The sequence below is a fragment of the Thauera sp. AutoDN2 genome (genome assembly GCF_051280715.1).
Classification (GTDB): Bacteria; Pseudomonadota; Gammaproteobacteria; order Burkholderiales; family Rhodocyclaceae; genus Thauera.
Window position 1 is genome coordinate 1 of sequence record NZ_JBNCAR010000044.1, and the last position, 16,210, is coordinate 16,210.

General features: G+C 62.7%; 12 protein-coding genes. 11 read left to right on the forward strand and 1 reads right to left on the reverse strand.

Translation table 11 applies throughout. The features are described from left to right. The 10 genes from ACPT9U_RS16135 to ACPT9U_RS16180 all read left to right on the forward strand — a co-directional run. The coding region (locus ACPT9U_RS16135) for a tyrosine-type recombinase/integrase (protein ID WP_435751657.1) at positions 1 to 472 on the forward strand (472 nt) is incomplete at its 5' end. A 597-nt stretch (positions 473 to 1,069) separates the two neighbouring features. Then, complete coding sequence (locus tag ACPT9U_RS16140) at positions 1,070 to 2,224, forward strand: AAA family ATPase (RefSeq protein WP_082047680.1); 1,155 nt, start codon at positions 1,070 to 1,072, stop codon at positions 2,222 to 2,224. Then, positions 2,221 to 4,443 (forward strand): S8 family peptidase, encoded by a 2,223-nt coding sequence (locus ACPT9U_RS16145; RefSeq protein WP_435751659.1) that lies wholly within the window; start codon positions 2,221 to 2,223, stop codon positions 4,441 to 4,443. Before ACPT9U_RS16140 ends, ACPT9U_RS16145 begins: the two co-directional genes overlap by 4 nt. Positions 4,444 to 4,499: 56 nt before the next feature. After that, positions 4,500 to 5,279: an RNA polymerase sigma factor gene (locus ACPT9U_RS16150; protein WP_435751661.1), complete on the forward strand. Its 780-nt coding sequence runs from the start codon at positions 4,500 to 4,502 to the stop codon at positions 5,277 to 5,279. Next, a complete protein-coding gene (locus ACPT9U_RS16155; protein WP_435751663.1) occupies positions 5,276 to 5,869 on the forward strand; it encodes a hypothetical protein in 594 nt (197 codons plus the stop codon). The genes ACPT9U_RS16150 and ACPT9U_RS16155 overlap by 4 nt, the downstream gene beginning before the upstream one ends. Positions 5,870 to 5,872: 3 nt before the next feature. Next, a complete protein-coding gene (locus ACPT9U_RS16160) occupies positions 5,873 to 9,298 on the forward strand; it encodes a UvrD-helicase domain-containing protein (RefSeq protein ID WP_043741973.1) in 3,426 nt (1,141 codons plus the stop codon). Between the two features lie 101 nt (positions 9,299 to 9,399). Next, entirely contained in the window at positions 9,400 to 10,329 is a 930-nt protein-coding gene (locus tag ACPT9U_RS16165; RefSeq protein ID WP_435751666.1) for a multiubiquitin domain-containing protein, read from the forward strand. Continuing rightward, positions 10,329 to 11,735, forward strand: coding sequence for a ThiF family adenylyltransferase (locus tag ACPT9U_RS16170; protein WP_435751668.1), 1,407 nt, complete (start codon positions 10,329 to 10,331; stop codon positions 11,733 to 11,735). Before ACPT9U_RS16165 ends, ACPT9U_RS16170 begins: the two co-directional genes overlap by 1 nt. A gap of 155 nt (positions 11,736 to 11,890) precedes the next feature. Continuing rightward, entirely contained in the window at positions 11,891 to 12,073 is a 183-nt protein-coding gene (locus ACPT9U_RS16175) for a DUF6527 family protein (RefSeq protein ID WP_435751676.1), read from the forward strand. Positions 12,074 to 13,050: 977 nt separating this feature from the next. Further along, positions 13,051 to 13,311: an antitoxin gene (locus ACPT9U_RS16180; protein WP_435751670.1), complete on the forward strand. Its 261-nt coding sequence runs from the start codon at positions 13,051 to 13,053 to the stop codon at positions 13,309 to 13,311. A 179-nt stretch (positions 13,312 to 13,490) separates the two neighbouring features. Here ACPT9U_RS16180 and ACPT9U_RS16185 read toward each other — a convergent pair whose 3' ends face one another. Beyond that, the gene (locus tag ACPT9U_RS16185; protein ID WP_435751672.1) at positions 13,491 to 13,685 is read right to left on the reverse strand and encodes a type II toxin-antitoxin system VapB family antitoxin; all 195 of its coding nucleotides are present in this window, start codon (positions 13,683 to 13,685) and stop codon (positions 13,491 to 13,493) included. 522 nt (positions 13,686 to 14,207) lie between these two features. Here ACPT9U_RS16185 and ACPT9U_RS16190 point away from each other — a divergent pair. Beyond that, positions 14,208 to 15,971, forward strand: coding sequence for a TnsD family Tn7-like transposition protein (locus tag ACPT9U_RS16190; RefSeq protein WP_435751674.1), 1,764 nt, complete (start codon positions 14,208 to 14,210; stop codon positions 15,969 to 15,971). Positions 15,972 to 16,210 lie beyond the last annotated feature (239 nt).

The window sequence follows — 16,210 nt, forward strand, 5'->3', positions numbered from 1 at the left end:
TGCCGCCGCCTGTGTTCATCTGCATGGCAAGGGGCGCAAGCAGCGCAGCGTGCCGCTGTGGCGCTCAACCATCAGGGCGATCAGGGCTTGGCTTCGGCGCAATCCGCAGTTCGACTCGAACTCGCCGTTGCTACCCAATCGCGATGGCCAAGCGATGTCGCGATGGAACGTGATGCAGCGACTGGAGCGCGCCGTCCAGGTGGGCGCGAAATCGTGCCCCGACTTGGCGACGCGTCACATCTCGCCTCACATGATTCGCCACACGACAGCAATGCACCTGCTGCAGGCCGGCGTCGACATCAGCGTCATTGCGCTTTGGCTCGGCCATGAGAGCCCGGCAACGACGCACCAGTACGTCGAAGCTGACCTGGCGATGAAGGAGCGGGCGCTGGCCCGGCTTCACGAGCCAGAGGCCAAGCTCAGGCGCTACAGGGCACCCGACTCGCTGATCGACTTCCTGCGGACACTCTGATTATGTGGAGATCGAAATCGGCGCCTGCCGCCCCAGCCGGGCGGTTGGCGCACGACGCTCATGCCGGCTCAACATAATCGAGGCATCTACATAATCGGCCGAAGCTGACCTTCGGCCTCCAGCGAAAATCGGGCGGCTGTGCGCCAATTACCAGCCGCTCGGTAGCTAAGGACGGTCAATGGCTGCATTGGTTGTCGGCCAATGACGACAACCTGCCCGTTGCTGTCTTCGTCGACCGATGCTCGCTTCGCAGCGATTGCGGTCGGTCGTAACTGCGCCGTGACCGCGCGGGCACGGCGTCACAGCAGTCATCCAGATGTCGACGCATTCGCGCCTTAGGCGACTGGTGCCAAAGGCACTGCCGCATGAGATAGCAGTGATACTGCCAACGCAGCATCTTCAATGTCCACGGCATCGCGACGTGCTCCGCACGTACAGCGCAGTCCGGCCCAGCCGGGTGACGGCCAAGGTGCCACAGTCCTCCGACGTCCATTTCACTCCCCAGCATCCTTTTGATCTGTGCGATAATTCCATTAGTCCGATATATTTTCGTTATTTTTATAGATAAATCAAAGACTTATTGAAATTTTGGACGAAATGAAGGAAGAGCAATCAGATTTAGCCCAAGTGGTTCGCCTGGCTCTGGCCGAGCAGACGGAAGATGTGCGCCTGTTCGCAGCCCGACTAGTCCGCAAATACCGTGGCACGGCGCCCGATCTGGCCGAGCAGCTTGATCTGTACTTGAGGTCGAAGCCGGCGCGCAGCGTCTCTCCCATGCGCAAACTACCGCCCCCCCGCGCAGCGGCCCAAGCCATGCCGGTCGACGACGAGTCCCGCCTCTCGCTCCTGAAGGAGTTCAAGAACGAGCCGACGAAGGGGGCGCCGCTGCTGTCCGGTGACGTCGAGGAGGTTTTGGCGCAACTCATCGCGGAGCGCCGGCAGAGCGCCCGACTGCTGGCCATGGGGCTGACGCCTACCCGCTCGGCCATCTTTGTCGGGCCGCCAGGGGTCGGCAAGACGCTCACGGCCCGCTGGCTGGCCGCGCAGTTGAAGGTGCCGCTGTACGTGCTCGATCTGACCGCCGTGATGAGCAGCCTGCTGGGGAAGAGTGGCGCCAACCTGCGGGCAGCCATTGACTTCGCCAAGCGCGAGCCTTGCGTGCTGCTGCTGGACGAGATCGACGCCATTGCCAAGCGGCGCAGCGACGACACCGACGTGGGTGAACTCAAGCGCCTTGTCACGGTGATCCTGCAGGAGGTCGACGAATGGCCCGCCAGCAGCGTGCTGCTGGCCGCCACCAACCACCCGGAACTGATCGATCCGGCACTGTGGCGCCGCTTCGACTTGGAGGTCCAGTTCAAGACGCCCGATGAGCAAGCCATCAAGGAGGCCATCAAGCGCTTCCTGGGGCAGGACTACGCACTCTTTGCCCGTTGGATCGACATCCTGGCATTCGCCTTCGCCGGACATTCGTTTAGCGATATCGAGCGCGACGTCCAACGTTTCCGGCGTGCCGTGGCCCTGGGCACGACGACCGACGCCGATCTGGTCGAGGACTTCATGAAGGCTCGCGCTTTGGCTCTCGACAGGCAGGGCCGCATCGACCTAGCGGTGATGCTGACCAAGCAGACCCGCCTCTCCCAGCACGCCGTCTCCGACATCACGGGCGTGAGCCGGGACACGATCCGCAAGTACACCAACGATACGCCTGCGGAACGAAAGACCGCGCTCCGGAGAAAGGCTGACACATGAGCCAAACCAATTTCCTGATCGGTCGTGGCGAGTTGCTGACCCACGACATCGTCGGCCCGAAACGCATGCCCGGCAAGGCCGAGGTCTACACCTTCGCGCAGGCGCGGGAACGGTTGGATCCCCAATTCCGCAGTGCTGCCCAGGCGCTGGACGCACTGCCGGCCGACGCTTGCCCAGGCGATTTCGCGGTTGCACGGTTGATGATGAATCCCAGCTTCATCGCTCGCTCCTACTTCCCGACCGGCTTGTTGCGCAGCACGGGGCTGGAGTCCATTGGCAGCCGCACCGTCAAGGTCAAGCCCCAGGCCTGGACTCGTAAGGGACAGCCGCAGGAGACCACGACGGCCGAATTGTTCGTCGCCGGCAAGCGCCAGGCTTTCCGCAACCTCTCACAGTGGACGTCAACTATTGACGCGCAGTCCGACGAGGGCGACGATCTGGCCCACATCGAACAGTTTGCCGCCTTCGCGCCGGCGGAGCGCATCGTGAGTCTGGGTGGCTCGAAGGATCGCTTCTTCGAGGTAGGTCTGCATCTGTTGCCCGGCGAAGATCCTGGCCTGATCCAGAAGGCTTTCGTGAAGTTCGCCCAGCGGGAGGGCGTGAAGGTCCACAGTGAAGTCGATTTCGTTGCAGGCAACCTGTGGTTCGTGCCTGTCGAGGGCAAGCCGCGCGATGTCGAGAGACTGGCCAGCTTCGCCTTCGTCCGGATAATCCGGCCGGTGCCCAAGCTGCGCGGCATCCGCCCGCTACAGCGCAGCGGTGGACCGTCGGTGGGCTGCAGCCTCCCGACTGAGCAGGCTCTGTCGTCCGAGCCTCGCGTCGCCATCCTGGACGGTGGCCTGCCCAACCACCACCCCATCGGTCCTTGGCTGCGCTCGTACCGCAAGCTCGACGAAGACGCCGGCGATGACCCACACGGCCCGGAGCACGGCCTGGGCGTAACATCGGCCGTACTGTTCGGCCCAATCCAGCCCAACGGAACGGCCGGTAGGCCTTTCGCCCCGGTGGACCATTTGCGTGTGCTCGACCACGAATCAGGTGGCGAAGACCCGCTGGAGTTGTATCGCACGCTCGGTCTCATCGAACAGGTTTTGCTGTCGCGTTCCTACGAGTTCATCAACCTGAGCCTGGGACCGGACCTTGAAGTGGAGGATCGGGAGGTCCACGCTTGGACGTCCGTCATCGACGAGTTGCTCAGCGATGGTGACACGCTCATGACTGTGGCCGTGGGCAACAACGGAGAACGCGACCGCGAACTCGGCTACAACCGGGTGCAGGTCCCGTCGGACTGCGTGAATGCGCTCGCGGTCGGCGCGGCCGATGACACCGGCGCGGACTGGGCTCGCGCGCCCTACAGCGCGATCGGGCCGGGTCGCAGCCCCGGCGTCGTCAAGCCGGATCTGATGGCCTTCGGCGGCAACCCGGCATCCAAGTACTTCCACGTCCTGGCTCCGAGCGCGAAACCGGTGCTGACACCACAACTCGGCACCAGTTTCGCGGCGCCATACTTGCTGCGCAGCGCGGTCGGTATCCGGGCGATCCTAGGCGTCAACCTGACGCCTCTCGCCATCAAGGCCCTGCTGGTCCATGCGGCCGATCCCGGTGAGCATGACCCGATCGAAGTGGGCTGGGGCAAGATTCCCGAGGACACGCTCGACATCATCACGTGCCCGGATGGCGTGGCCCGGGTGGTCTACCAAGGGGAGCTCAAGCCCAGCAAATATCTGCGCGCCAGCCTGCCGCTGCCCAAGGAAGGCTTGACGGGCAATGTCCGCCTGAAGGCCACGTTCTGCTATGCGTCGCCTACCGATCCGCAGGATGCCGCGGCCTACACCAAGGCTGGGCTTGAAGTCGTCTTCCGGCCCAACGACGAAAAGATCAAGGATGGCAAAAGCAACGCGGACACGAAGGGCTTCTTCGACTTGAAGAAGTTTGCCACAGAGCAGGAACGCCGCTCGGATCAGGGCAAGTGGGAGACCGTGCTGCACGGGGCCAAGACTTTCCGCGGCTCCAGCCTCAAGAATCCGGTATTCGACATTCACTACAACGCCCGCGACGGCGGCGGCCGGGCCACCGGCCCTGAGAAGATCCGCTACGCGCTGATCCTCTCGGTCGAAGCGCCGAAGCACGCCGATCTCTACAACGACATCCTGCGCACCTATGCCAAGACGCTGGTGCCGATCCAGCCGCAGGTGACTTTGCCGATCCGCATCCGGTGACGGCGGGCGGGACGAAGAAGCAGGACATCGCGGACTGACGGGCAAGGAGGAGATCGATGCCGGAACCGTTGAAGAGCAAAGACAAAAACGGGTTTCCGTTCACTCGGCCGCCGGAGATCGAGGTCTGCCTGGCAAGGCTGGAATCGGTCGATGCCGCGGCACGCCTGCAGGCCTTCGCCATCGCGTCGAGGAAGAGCTGCGGCTATGTGCCGTCGGAAGCGCTGACATATTTCCTGCGTCGCGCCCAAGCTGCGGGAGCGCAGGACGAGTTCAAGCAGATCTTCGGACTGCTCATGAAGCGCGTCGGGCAGTCCCTGTTTGCGACGATCTCGGACTCTCGCATGGCCGGGGCGCAAGATATCCGAGAAGAGATCATGGGCCGATTCGCCGAGCGAATCGCCAAGGACTGCAACGGCCGCTTCGCCATGCTGGATTTCTTTGAAGTGCGGTTCGACCTCGCGTTCGCCCGGTTCCGCAAGACCGTGCTGAGGCAGATCGGTCCCGTTTCGGTACTCACCGAGCCGCTGTCCACGGATGGAGATGAAGGTCCGGACATTTCTCCGGAGGTCGAAGCAGCAGCGGCTGACTTCCTTGGAGGGGATCCCCAAGAAATTGACGACCCGGCTTTCCGGTTCGAGTTGGACGCTGCGATTGATGCATTACCACACGATCAGAGACGGGTCGTGGGCTTGTTACGGCAAGGCTTCCAGATCGACTCGAAGGACCCGAATATCATGACTATCGCCAAGATGCTCAAGTGCGATGAGAGAACCGTGCGCAATCGTCGCGACCGTGCATACAAGACCCTCAGGTCTGCTCTGCAGGAGTATGTATGAGCACGTCAAAGCCGTTCGCCGCGGACGAGGAATCCGTACTGATGGCGTTCTCCATGGAGCCCCGCCATGGACGAGAAACGCTTGAACGCTACATCAGGGAGTACCCGCAGCATGCGACTGCGCTGATCGACTGTTCGATCGATCTTCTTCATGAGCCGCCGGCGGACGATGCTCCCGCGACCGTGGTGTCGGACAGTGCGGTGGACAAAGCCTGGCAGCGGTTCGAGCGGGCTGTCCAGCAGCCCGACGCGGAGGTCGCGAACCCGTTCGCCAAGCTCAATACGAGCAGCTTCAAATCGCTCGCACGCAGCTTGGATGTCAGCAATCTCTTTCTGATGCGCGTGCGCGATCGAGCCATCAGCGCCACCACCATTCCCGCCCGATTCGTCGAGAAGCTTGCTTCGGAGTTAGGCTCCACGGCGCAAGCTGTGGGCGCGTATCTGCAGGGCCCACCGGGCATGGTCTCCGGACATGCCTTTCGATCCAGCATGAAGCCCAGCGTGGGAGAACAGATCACTTTCGATCAGGCCGTCGCGACTTCACAGCTCACGCCCGAACAGCAGGCGACGCTGAAGGCGTTGTCGGACTAAGCGATGGACGCCACCGAGGCCACGCGCCGGGAAGCAGAACGCATGCACCGGGCGAACGTCGCGGCGGGTGGCGATCCGACTCGACCCCTGGAGTTTGTGCTTCGGGAAGTGACGAGTCGCGGTTTGGACGTGTACGCGCTGCAAGAGGGGGATTCGCAGCTCAAAGGAGGCCGAGCCACTTTTGATAGCCAAGCGGGAAGCATCCTCTATGAGGACCGCGGATCGGAGTTCGAACGCGCCTTTCTCATCGCACACGAGCTCGGCCATGTCGTGCTGGAAGGTAGCACGCTCGATGTGGTGACGTTTGAAGTCGAGCCCGATCGCTCGATGGAGGATGCGCCGGTCGGTGTTGATCGCGTACTTGACTACGGGGCGCGAGAGCGGCGTGAAGTCAAGATGGACCTCTTCGCGCGAGAGTACCTGCTTCCGCGTCCTGTACTGCGCGAGTTCCATGTCAACGAGGGGCTAACCTCCGCGATGATCGCGACGCGCTTTGGTGCGCCGCTTGCCGTCGTGCAGCAACAACTGCTGGATGCGCTGCTGCTACCGGCCGATGAGCAGCATCCCGTTGGTTCCGGCGGGGTTGCGGCGGCGCTCACGCCGGACCCGACTCAGATGGAGGCGGCGGCGCATCGTGGCCTGGCGTTCCAGTTGCAGGCAGGGCCGGGTACCGGCAAGACACGAACGCTCGTTCGCCGCATCGAAGGATTGCTTGCGGACGGCGTCGACCCTGCCACCATCCTGGTGCTCACCTTCTCCAACAAGGCGGCCAATGAACTGAGCGAGAGGATTGCTGCGAGTAATCCTCTCGCGGCGGCAGCGATGTGGATCGGAACATTCCATGCGTTCGGCTTGGACATCGTTCACCGCTTCCACGACCAACTGGCTCTGCCGGCGGCCCCACGCCTGATCGACCGGACCGAGGCTATTGAGTTGCTGGAAGAAGAGTTCCCGCGGCTCGACTTGAAGCACTATCGTAACCTGTGGGACCCAGCCCTTGATCTGAGCGACATGCTGAGCTCGATCTCACGTGCCAAGGATGAGGTCATCGATGCTGCAGGTTATCGCGTGCTCGCCCAGTCCATGGCCGCCCGGGCGGGCACGGACCAGGATGCGAGGGTCCGCGCCCAGAAGTGCCTGGAGGTCGCCATGCTCTTCGAGGCGTACGAACGTCTGCTGACTACTCACCAACTGTTGGATTTCGGCGATCTGGTTGCGCTGCCGGTCCGCCTTGTGGAGGGTAGCGCCGAGGTGAGGGACGCCTTGCGCGCTCGTCACGAGCATGTGCTCGTGGATGAATACCAAGACGTCAACCGCGCCTCGGTCCGGCTTCTGAAAGCTATCGTCGGTGACGGCCGCAACCTGTGGGTCGTCGGTGATGCGCGCCAGTCCATCTACCGCTTCCGCGGCGCATCCGCGACGAACATCGCGCGCTTTGCGGTCGACTTTCCCGGCGCGCAGACCGCCCAGCTGGGCATCAACTACCGCTCCGACGAGCGCATCGTTGATGTTTTCACCGAGTTTGCGCGCGGGATGCAGGCATCCACCAGTACTTTGCCGCTGACCCTGAAGGCCGACCGTGGCACCAGGGGCGAGCAGGTGGAGCTTCGCGTTGCGGAGTCGCCTGACGACGAAATCTCCGCACTCGCAGCGTCGATCACAGCTCTGCACGAGCAAGGCATCGCCTACGGTGGCCAGGCGGTGCTTTGCGCTTCCAACGCGCGCCTGAACGCCATTGCCGTAGGGCTCGAGGCCAGGGGCATTCCCGCGCTGCACCTAGGCAGCCTCTTCGAGAGGCCGGAAATCAAGGATCTCTTGGCCTTGCTGTCGCTCGCAACCGACCCGCGGGCGGCCGCGATGGTGCGGGTGGCAACCATGGCTCGCCACCAAATGCCGCTGCAGGATGTCATGCGAGTCATCGAGCACCTGCGAGCGGCGAATCCAGCTTCCCTGGCATGGTCGGCAATACATGCGGAGGTGGACGGCCTGGCAGATGGCAGTCGAGAGGCGCTTGCTCGCCTGTCCCCACTTTTTGCGGGCGTGAACGCGTCAACGAACCCATGGACGTTGCTTGCTGGATGGACGATCGATGGTCTAGAAATCGCTAAGACGCTTTATCGGACTGGTGATGCGCAGAGTCGCATGAAGGGTCTGGCGATCTGGCAGTTCCTGAACTTCTGCCGCCGGCAGCCAAGAGGGCAGGGGATACCAGTGCTTCGGCTGCTTGATCGCATCCGGCGCTTGGCGCTGCTCTCAGAGGATCGTGGATTGAGCCAGCTGCCCCGGAGCGCCGAGAACATTGACGCAGTGCGCCTGATGACCATCCATGGGAGCAAGGGGCTGGAGTTCGAGGTCGTTCACTTGCCTGGCATGGTGACTTCCGGCTTGCCTCGCAACAATGTGCCGCCACGGTGTCCTCCACCAGATGGTCTGATCCATGGTTCGGAGGGGCTTACCGGCATTGAGGCCGTGAAGGCCGGCCACGATGAGGAAGAAGAGTGCTTGTTTTTCGTGGCGCTCTCGCGGGCGCGCAACAGGCTTCAGTTGTATGCCTACGCGAGACAGGCTGATGGGCGTGCGCGCAGCCCTTCCAGGTTCGTAGCCCCGATCGAGCGACTCCTTGCCCATCCTGCTCACGTGCCGTTGCGGGCCGGTCCGACCTTGACGGGCGTGCCCCTGTCCATCACGTGGCAAGGGCGCCCTCAATGGACTGACATCCAGGTCAACCTCTTCGAGCGTTGCCCGCGCCGCTTTCTGTACACGCACGTGCTGAAGCTCGGTGGTCGGCGAACCGAAACGGCGTTCATGAAGATGCACAACGTCGTGAGCGAGGTGTTCGAGTGGCTGAAGCGCGAGCACGAGACGACGAGTCCCACGATCGACGAGCTGGCGGCGCGCTTCGAAGAAGCTTGGCGCTCCAGGGGGGTGACGGAGCATGGATACGCGGAAGACTACCGGCGCATCGGCAAGCGGCTCGTCGAGTTTCTCATCGAGAGCCGCAGCCGAGGCGTATCCGCGCCGGCGCCTCCGATTTCGTTGCGTTGGGCGGAGGGCGAGATACTGGTCAGCCCCGATGGCGTTGCTCACGTTGACGGTGGATCGGTCACGGTGCGACGCGTCAAGACGGGCAAGCAGCGCTCGAACGCCTTCGATGACATCGAGTACACGGTGCTTCATCTTGCTGCCGTTCAAGCCTACGGCCCGCATGCGCAAGTCGAGGTGACCTACCTGACCAGCGAAACCATCCAGCCGATGAAAATCTCGTCGCGTAAGCTGGAGTCCAGGCGCGAGAAGCTGCAGTCCTTCCTTCAAGCGATGCGGGCCGGACAGTTCCCTGCGAAGCCCGAGGCGCGCAGCTGTCCGCGCTGTCCGAGCTTCTTCCTTTGCGGCGATTTGCCGGGAGGGGCGTGGGAGCAAGAAAAACTTTGACCAGCCTTTCCGGTCTGGGTTTGTCTTGCGATTGACTGAGTAAGGGGCAACAGAAAACCTGCAATCCCGCAGGCGATGGCTCCCCCAGAAAGGTGATCAATATGCAAACCCAAACCCACGGCGGCGATGACTGCTCTGATGTCGAGGATGTCGCGGCCGCAATCCGCGAAGGTCGCAGCCTGCGCCCGGCGGCGTTCTACCGGATTGTCGTCCTGGACGACCAACTCAGCGAGCGCCACGTCGATCTCACCGATCCGGTGCCGACCGCGCGCCAGATCCTCCAGGCCGTCGGCTTCCGCCCGGGCGATGGCTACAGCGTCTATGCGATCCTGACCTCCGGCGAGTTCGAGGACCTGCGTCTTGACGAATCCTACGATCTGCGCGGCCGCGGCGCGGAGCGCTTCGTCATCTTTCAGACCGACCGCGCGTTCAAGTTCACGATCGACGACCGGCACCTGGAGTGGGGCAAGCCCAGCATCAGCGGCCGCGTGCTCAAGGCGCTCGCCGGCGTCCCGCCGGAGACCTACGACGTCTATCTCGAAGTGCGCGGCGGGGGCCAGGACATCCTGATCCGCGACGGCGACCTGATCGACCTGAGCAAGCCGGGCATCGAGCGCTTCATCACGCTGATCCGCGACACCACGGAAGGGCTCCTTGCCCTGCCCGAAGCGGACCAGCGCTATCTGAGCAGCCACGGGGTAGTCTTCGAGATGGTGAGCGACGGTACGCACACGGGTGTCGTCTTCAAGCAGCTGCCGCTACCCGCCGGAAAGTTCAACCACGGCGCAGCCGACGTACTCGTCCTCCTGCCGTCTGGTTATCCCGATGTCGCGCCCGACATGTTCTATTGCGACCCCTGGCTGACGTTGCAAAGCGTGGGGCGCTATCCGACCTGCGCCGACCAGCCCCACGCGTTCCAAGGCCGCAACTGGCAGCGCTGGTCGCGCCACAACACGGCCTGGCGGCCCGGCATCGACGGCCTGCACACCATACTCAAGCGGATCGAGCACGCCCTGGCGGAGGCGAAGTGATGTCGCCGGCTGCTCTGGACATTGTCCTGCTGGAGCCGCACGAGGCGGCCTTGCGCTCGCTTCTGAGAAGGGACGACGGGTCTGAGGCGTCCGCCTATGTGCTGTTCGGCAGGGCAGATATCCCCTCAGACCCGTGGTCCGGTCTGCCCCGCACCAGGCTGATCTCGCACGAGGTCGTCCCCGTCGCGGCCGATGAGATGGTTTCGGCCTCCCCGGTCCACGTCACGTGGTCCACCCGGGGCTTCATGCATGTTCTCGGCGGCGCGAAGGAGCGTAGTCTGGTCGCGGGCTTGGTGCACACGCATCCGAACGCGGCAGCGTTCTTCTCCGACCAGGATGATCGAAACGAGGCGGAGCTTGCGCGAACAACGTTCATCAAGGGCGTTTCCGGCTTGGCCAGCATCGTGCTCGGCCACGAGGGCGCTATTGCGGGCAGGCTCTGGATTGCACCCGGCGAGACGGTCATGGCGTCATCGATCTCGCTAGTAGGCGGCCAGATCAAGGTCGCTCGCGCAGATGACGCGGCTGACGAAGATCAATTCCTGACGCGGCAGGCTGTACTGTTCGGCAGGGGGTTCAATCCAATCGTCCGAGGGCTGCGGATCGGTGTCGTGGGCTGCGGCGGTACGGGAAGTGCTGTAGCGATGCTTCTGGCGCGGTTGGGCGTTGGTTTTCTCGGGCTGGTGGACAACGACATCATCGATGTGACCAACCTCAACCGTGTGCATGGCTCGCGCGCTGCAGACGTGGCCGCTGGCCTCGCCAAGGTAGACATCCTTGCGCGCGAGATTCGCGCGGCGGGCCTTGGCACCCAAGTGGTCACCAAGAAGCAGTGGGTCGGCCATCCTGATCTACGCGACTTGCTACGCTCCTGCGATGTGGTGTTCGGTTGTACCGATGACCATCAGGGACGCCTGACGCTGAATCGGCTGGCGCACTACTACGGCATTCCCTTGATCGATGTTGGTCTGCGCATGCGCGCGGCACGCAGCGGCGCGGACTACGATATGACGGGGCGTGTATCGACGATTCGCCCCGGCAATCCATGCCTCATGTGTCTGGAGGTGGTCGATTCGCGCCGCGCTGCGGCCGAAGGGCTTCGGCGCAGTGACCCGGCCGAGTTCCAGCGGCGCAAGGCAGAAGCCTATGTGGACGGCGGCGGCGACCCTGCACCCGCCGTGGTCACGTTCACCACGGCCATTGCCTGCGCGGCCGTCGATGAACTGATTCAGGGGCTGACCAGTTTCCGCGGCCGCCAGGGCATGACGCACAACAGGATTCGCCGCTTCGACCGGGTGGAGGATCGGGCCATGACCTGCCGGCCGATCTCTTCTTGCCCGGTATGTGCCAGCCAGGCGAGTTGGGGGCGCGGCGATGTCAATCCTTTTCTCGGCGTGATCGGCTGACCATGAAACGACTAATGGCGCGAGTGCTGCGTCGGTTCGGATGGCTGCGCTACGATCTACTCGTTTCCCGGATCCCTCAACATCCAGGCAAGAGTCCGGTGCCGCCTGGCGAGTTGTGGCTGGTCATTGACTGCGGCGTCAAGAAGTGGGCGTGCATGAGCTGCCCTGGAGGTTGCGGAGTGCAGATCTCGCTTTCACTTAACTCCGATCGACGGCCCCGTTGGTCTGTCGAAACAGACTTCTGGGGCCGGCCCACCGTGTCGCCCTCCATCCACCAGCATCGGGCATGCACCTGTCACTTCTGGGTGAAGAATGGCTTGATTGAGTGGTTTAGGTAGGAAGCGCCGGCGCCAAATCAATCTCAGAAACGCGCGTCGTCGCGCGTTTGACCACACATCGGTCGCCCTCCGATGCAGACTGCTTTACTCGGCACGTTTGCGCAGGCGGCAGCAGTGCATGCGTGGTCCCTGTCGCCCACAAGCCTGCCGGAGGTCTGGTCGAATCCCGGGGTAATTCAGTCCTTGTCGAGGCCTTTCTGTGGCGCAGATACCGGCTTGAAGCTATTCGACTCAGCCTCGCCACCTGATCGCGCACTTAGGGGCGCCGTCAATCAGTGAGTGGGCAGGAACTGATGACCGCAACCAGCCTTAACCGGCCCGATAGGTTTGACCGACGAACGACTCCTGATGGCCGGGTGCGTGAGGTCACGAACGGCAGCTTCGGAGCAGCGAAACTCGTGGAATCCCTGGGTACCTGACCGGCAGCTTTGCGGAAGTCGCAACGACCGCTCGGGGTCGATACTTCCAGTTGGCAGGATGGAGAAGCCGCCGTTCGCCGTCTCCCGGCGCTCGAACGGCAGGTGACCGGCACATTGTTGCCTGACTGCGCCATAAAGCCACCGGCAGCTGAGGCCGAGTTGCTTCCGTTGGCCATCCGGCAAGTTTCGGAGTTATGCGGCCTCTTGAACATACTTGCTCCAGGCATATCAACCGCCGGTCATTGCCGATCCGAGACCTCCAGCCTCCTGCTGGAACGCGGCGAACTGGCTGCGACCGTATTCACCCGACCGGGCAAGGACGGCCGGGAGAGTGAGACTGGCACTGCTGGTATTGCTTACACTGCAATCGGTCACTGTGAGCACAGCCCGCTGCGCTCGCGGATCTCCGACTGCCCGACTCACAGGGTAAGCCTCCATCGTGCCGACTGAATACTCACCTGCAAGCGCCCGACCAAGCTGAGCAGGGTATTCAGTATCGACTATCGCATCAGGCCTGACCTAGAGTGCAAATACTGTACATCCGTGACGGAGACGCCGATGCACATCACACGCGCGTTCAAGAACGGCAATTCGCAAGCCGTTCGCATTCCCGCCGATTTGGCCTATGAGCGCACCGACATCGACCTTGAGATCGAGCGCGAGGGCGATGAAATCCGGATTCGGCCCGCCCGACGCACGTTGGCCGGTGTGCTCACCAAGTTTGCCCAGTTCTCCCCTAACTTCATGGCTGAAGGACGCGGCGATCAGGAGCAGCCCGAGAACGGTGAGCAGCAAAGAGACGATGTAGTAGCCGATTGACGATCAACTCCGGCACCGTATTCCGTTTGGGCACGGCGCGCATGATGTCGCCGGGCGTTCCTGCAATGTGGCGCTTTGCGTCAAGCGTTTCCCGAGGGTTGAGGTATCCAGTTCAGTTGCGTGAGGTCATGAACGAGCGAGAGCCGGGCCGCAAACCGTTCCTTCTGCCGAGAAGGCGGTCAAGCGTGTTCTCTGCGTCTCGGTACATCACCAAGCTGCGGCTCGCTGCTCATGAGGAGCGCAAGGTGGCGAGCGCTTTCGCGTTGGATCAGCGCGCGCAGGGCCTCCTTCACCAACTCGGACTTCTTGGTGATTCCCGTCAGTGCTTGGGCTTTGATGAAAAGCTCGTCGTCCAGCGCGAGGGTGGTGCGCATCGAGGGTATCCGGCAAGTAGGGGGGGGAGCGAAGAAGTGTAGCGGTGAAGGCGGTAGCGGGCGTCGGGTTGGATGTGATGATTTGTGAGCTTGGTGTGCGCCCTAGGATTCTGGCTGTCATGTGTTCGCTCTGCATCTTTTGGCGTAGCGTCCGGCAGACTGGGCCTCACCTACTCGCTGCGCTAGGTTTGGCAAGGCAGAGTGGGCTCGATTGCTATCGCTGCGCTGATCCGTTCGGGCTCACAAGAGGTTTCTTGGGGTCCTGCGCCTGATGTCAGAGGCAGATGAGTTGTGGCCCGGAAGGGGGCGAAGCCTCCGCGCTTTCTTCATGGTGAGCTTGTCCTAACCTGATGAGCGGCGGTTGAGGGGCATCCGCCTGCGTACTCGCCTGACGGCGGTGCGGCCGTGATCGGCAGTGGTGACTGGCGTCGGGGCTCGCTTGGCGGGTTGGTGCTCTACAGCGTGGGCATCGATTGGGTGGCTGTTACGACGTCCATTGCGTACGCTGGGTGATCGGATCGAATGATGACTGAGCAGGCAGACCTCTTTCCGTGGGCACCTGTCCTCGATTGGCTACCGGACGAGACGCTATTCAGCCTCGTCAGCCGCATCCATGTTCTCTGGGGATCACCGGATGCTGGGCGTACGGCCTCGTTGCTGTTCGGCGACCGCCGTCGTGGCACGCAGCACGATCTGCCAGGGCACCTCGGAGACTTTGCCTCGCGCACGGGTGGGCGCCTTGGAAATGCGCACGAACTCGCGCGTGAGCGGACACTGCTGGCGTTCTACCGACACTTCATGTCCGATCGAGCCGAGCTGGCCGCCGTGGAGGATATGGCCACTGGGAGCATCGCCCATCTCAAGTTTCGAATGGGGTTGCTCACCAGCAGGTTTCGTGCGAATCACCCCCTCAAGGCCTGTGTCGCCTGCATGGCGCGAGACATCCAAGAGCATGGCTGGGCCTACTGGCATACGAGGCACCAACATCCAGGGGTGTGGTGGTGTCCGGACCACGGTGCTTTTCTGCGCCAGAGCAAGCTGAAGTCCACGGGTGTCGAGCGGTTCCGATGGACTCTCCCGCGCGAGGATCTGCTGATGCCTGTTCCTCCGAGCGTCGCCCAGCAGGCCGAGCGAATCGAGTCATCGTCAGCCCGACTCGAGCAACTCATCCGAGGCTTGGTCGGGTCCGGGCAGGATTACAGGCTTGATGTTGCGCGCCTGAAGCAGTGCTATCGACGGCAGTTTTCGGAGCGCGGCTGGAGCACCGCTGGTGGGAGCATTCGGTGGTCAGGGCTCTTGCGCGACTATCTTGACTGCGTGGAGCCATTTCGGCAGTTGCCGGAGTTGAACGCTCTGCCTTCAACCGAGAAAGAAGCCTACTTACGGCTGGAGCGAATATTCAGCTCATCACGTTCAGGGGGGCATCCACTCTGGCACCTGACGGTCGTGAGTTGGCTTTTCGGAAACGCGCAGTCATTTCTCACGGCCTACGCCTCAAGTGAAACGGACCTGCAGGTGGCGCGGAACGCGAGCATCCGCGGTGCATCCGAATTGGAGGGAGACCCGCGAAGGGAGCGCTTGATCTCCATTCTTCACTCAGCGGGCGCTTCGGTGAGCGAGGCAGCACGATCAATTGGCGTCGACGTCACGACTGCCATGGTGTGGGCCGCTACTGCAGGCTATACGGTCAAGAAACGTCCGAAGAAGCTGCAGCCTGGAATGCGAAAGCACCTCGTTGAGCTGCTGGAGCGTGGGGAAGAGAAGCTCTCGGCCGCGGCTGCGACCGGCGTGTCCGTCGAATCCGTCACCCGAATGCTCTTCACCGAGATTGGCCTCCATGAACGATGGAGGCAGGCACGCCTGCGCCGGGCTCGGGATGAGCATCGCCGGTGTTGGCAGCGCCTGCTTGGCGATTATGGTGGAAGTGGCGTGAAAGTCATGCGTGGCCTGGCACCTGCAACCTGCGCGTGGCTGTACCGAAACGATCGTGAATGGCTCCAGGCTCATACGCCCGCACCCGTGTCGCGGGCGAGCAATGTCGGTGGAGGCTCGATTTGGCTCCGGCGGGACGCGGACCTGAGCGCCGCTGTTAGCAGGGCTGCCGTTGAGCTTGCATCTCATCGTGATCGACAGCGAGTCCTGCTGTGGGAACTCTATCAAGCGGTCCCCGCGCTTAAACCCAAGCTGCGTGTGCTTGACCGCCTTCCCCGTACCCGCAAAGTCATCGAGCACGTACTCGCATGGCGGGCACCGCAAGGTGCTTTGGGAGACTTGATCGGCTACTGACGCGGTCCCCCGTCAGGGGATTGCGAATCCCGGGCTGTTTGTTGATCGAGTGGCGTCCGTTGAACAAGTGCTCAGTCCTAGATTCGAGCAAGAAGCTTGGCGCCGACGTGCACTTGTGGACTAGTATGCGTTTATGCGTAAAACTGAGGTGCCCTACGTTTTCCGCCTTCCAAGCGGTCGTCCTCATGCTGCCATTTCTTGCTGATCCTGTCGTTCGATCCAGTTCTGCAAGAACGTGG

Coding starts and splice junctions, on each gene's coding strand:
- ACPT9U_RS16155 (WP_435751663.1), top strand. CDS start 5,276: ATGAGCACGTCAAAGCCGTTCGCCGCGGACGAGGAATCCGTACTGATG.
- ACPT9U_RS16190 (WP_435751674.1), top strand. CDS start 14,208: ATGATGACTGAGCAGGCAGACCTCTTTCCGTGGGCACCTGTCCTCGAT.
- ACPT9U_RS16185 (WP_435751672.1), bottom strand. CDS start 13,685: ATGCGCACCACCCTCGCGCTGGACGACGAGCTTTTCATCAAAGCCCAA.
- ACPT9U_RS16170 (WP_435751668.1), top strand. CDS start 10,329: ATGTCGCCGGCTGCTCTGGACATTGTCCTGCTGGAGCCGCACGAGGCG.
- ACPT9U_RS16150 (WP_435751661.1), top strand. CDS start 4,500: ATGCCGGAACCGTTGAAGAGCAAAGACAAAAACGGGTTTCCGTTCACT.
- ACPT9U_RS16175 (WP_435751676.1), top strand. CDS start 11,891: ATGAGCTGCCCTGGAGGTTGCGGAGTGCAGATCTCGCTTTCACTTAAC.
- ACPT9U_RS16140 (WP_082047680.1), top strand. CDS start 1,070: ATGAAGGAAGAGCAATCAGATTTAGCCCAAGTGGTTCGCCTGGCTCTG.
- ACPT9U_RS16180 (WP_435751670.1), top strand. CDS start 13,051: ATGCACATCACACGCGCGTTCAAGAACGGCAATTCGCAAGCCGTTCGC.
- ACPT9U_RS16145 (WP_435751659.1), top strand. CDS start 2,221: ATGAGCCAAACCAATTTCCTGATCGGTCGTGGCGAGTTGCTGACCCAC.
- ACPT9U_RS16160 (WP_043741973.1), top strand. CDS start 5,873: ATGGACGCCACCGAGGCCACGCGCCGGGAAGCAGAACGCATGCACCGG.
- ACPT9U_RS16165 (WP_435751666.1), top strand. CDS start 9,400: ATGCAAACCCAAACCCACGGCGGCGATGACTGCTCTGATGTCGAGGAT.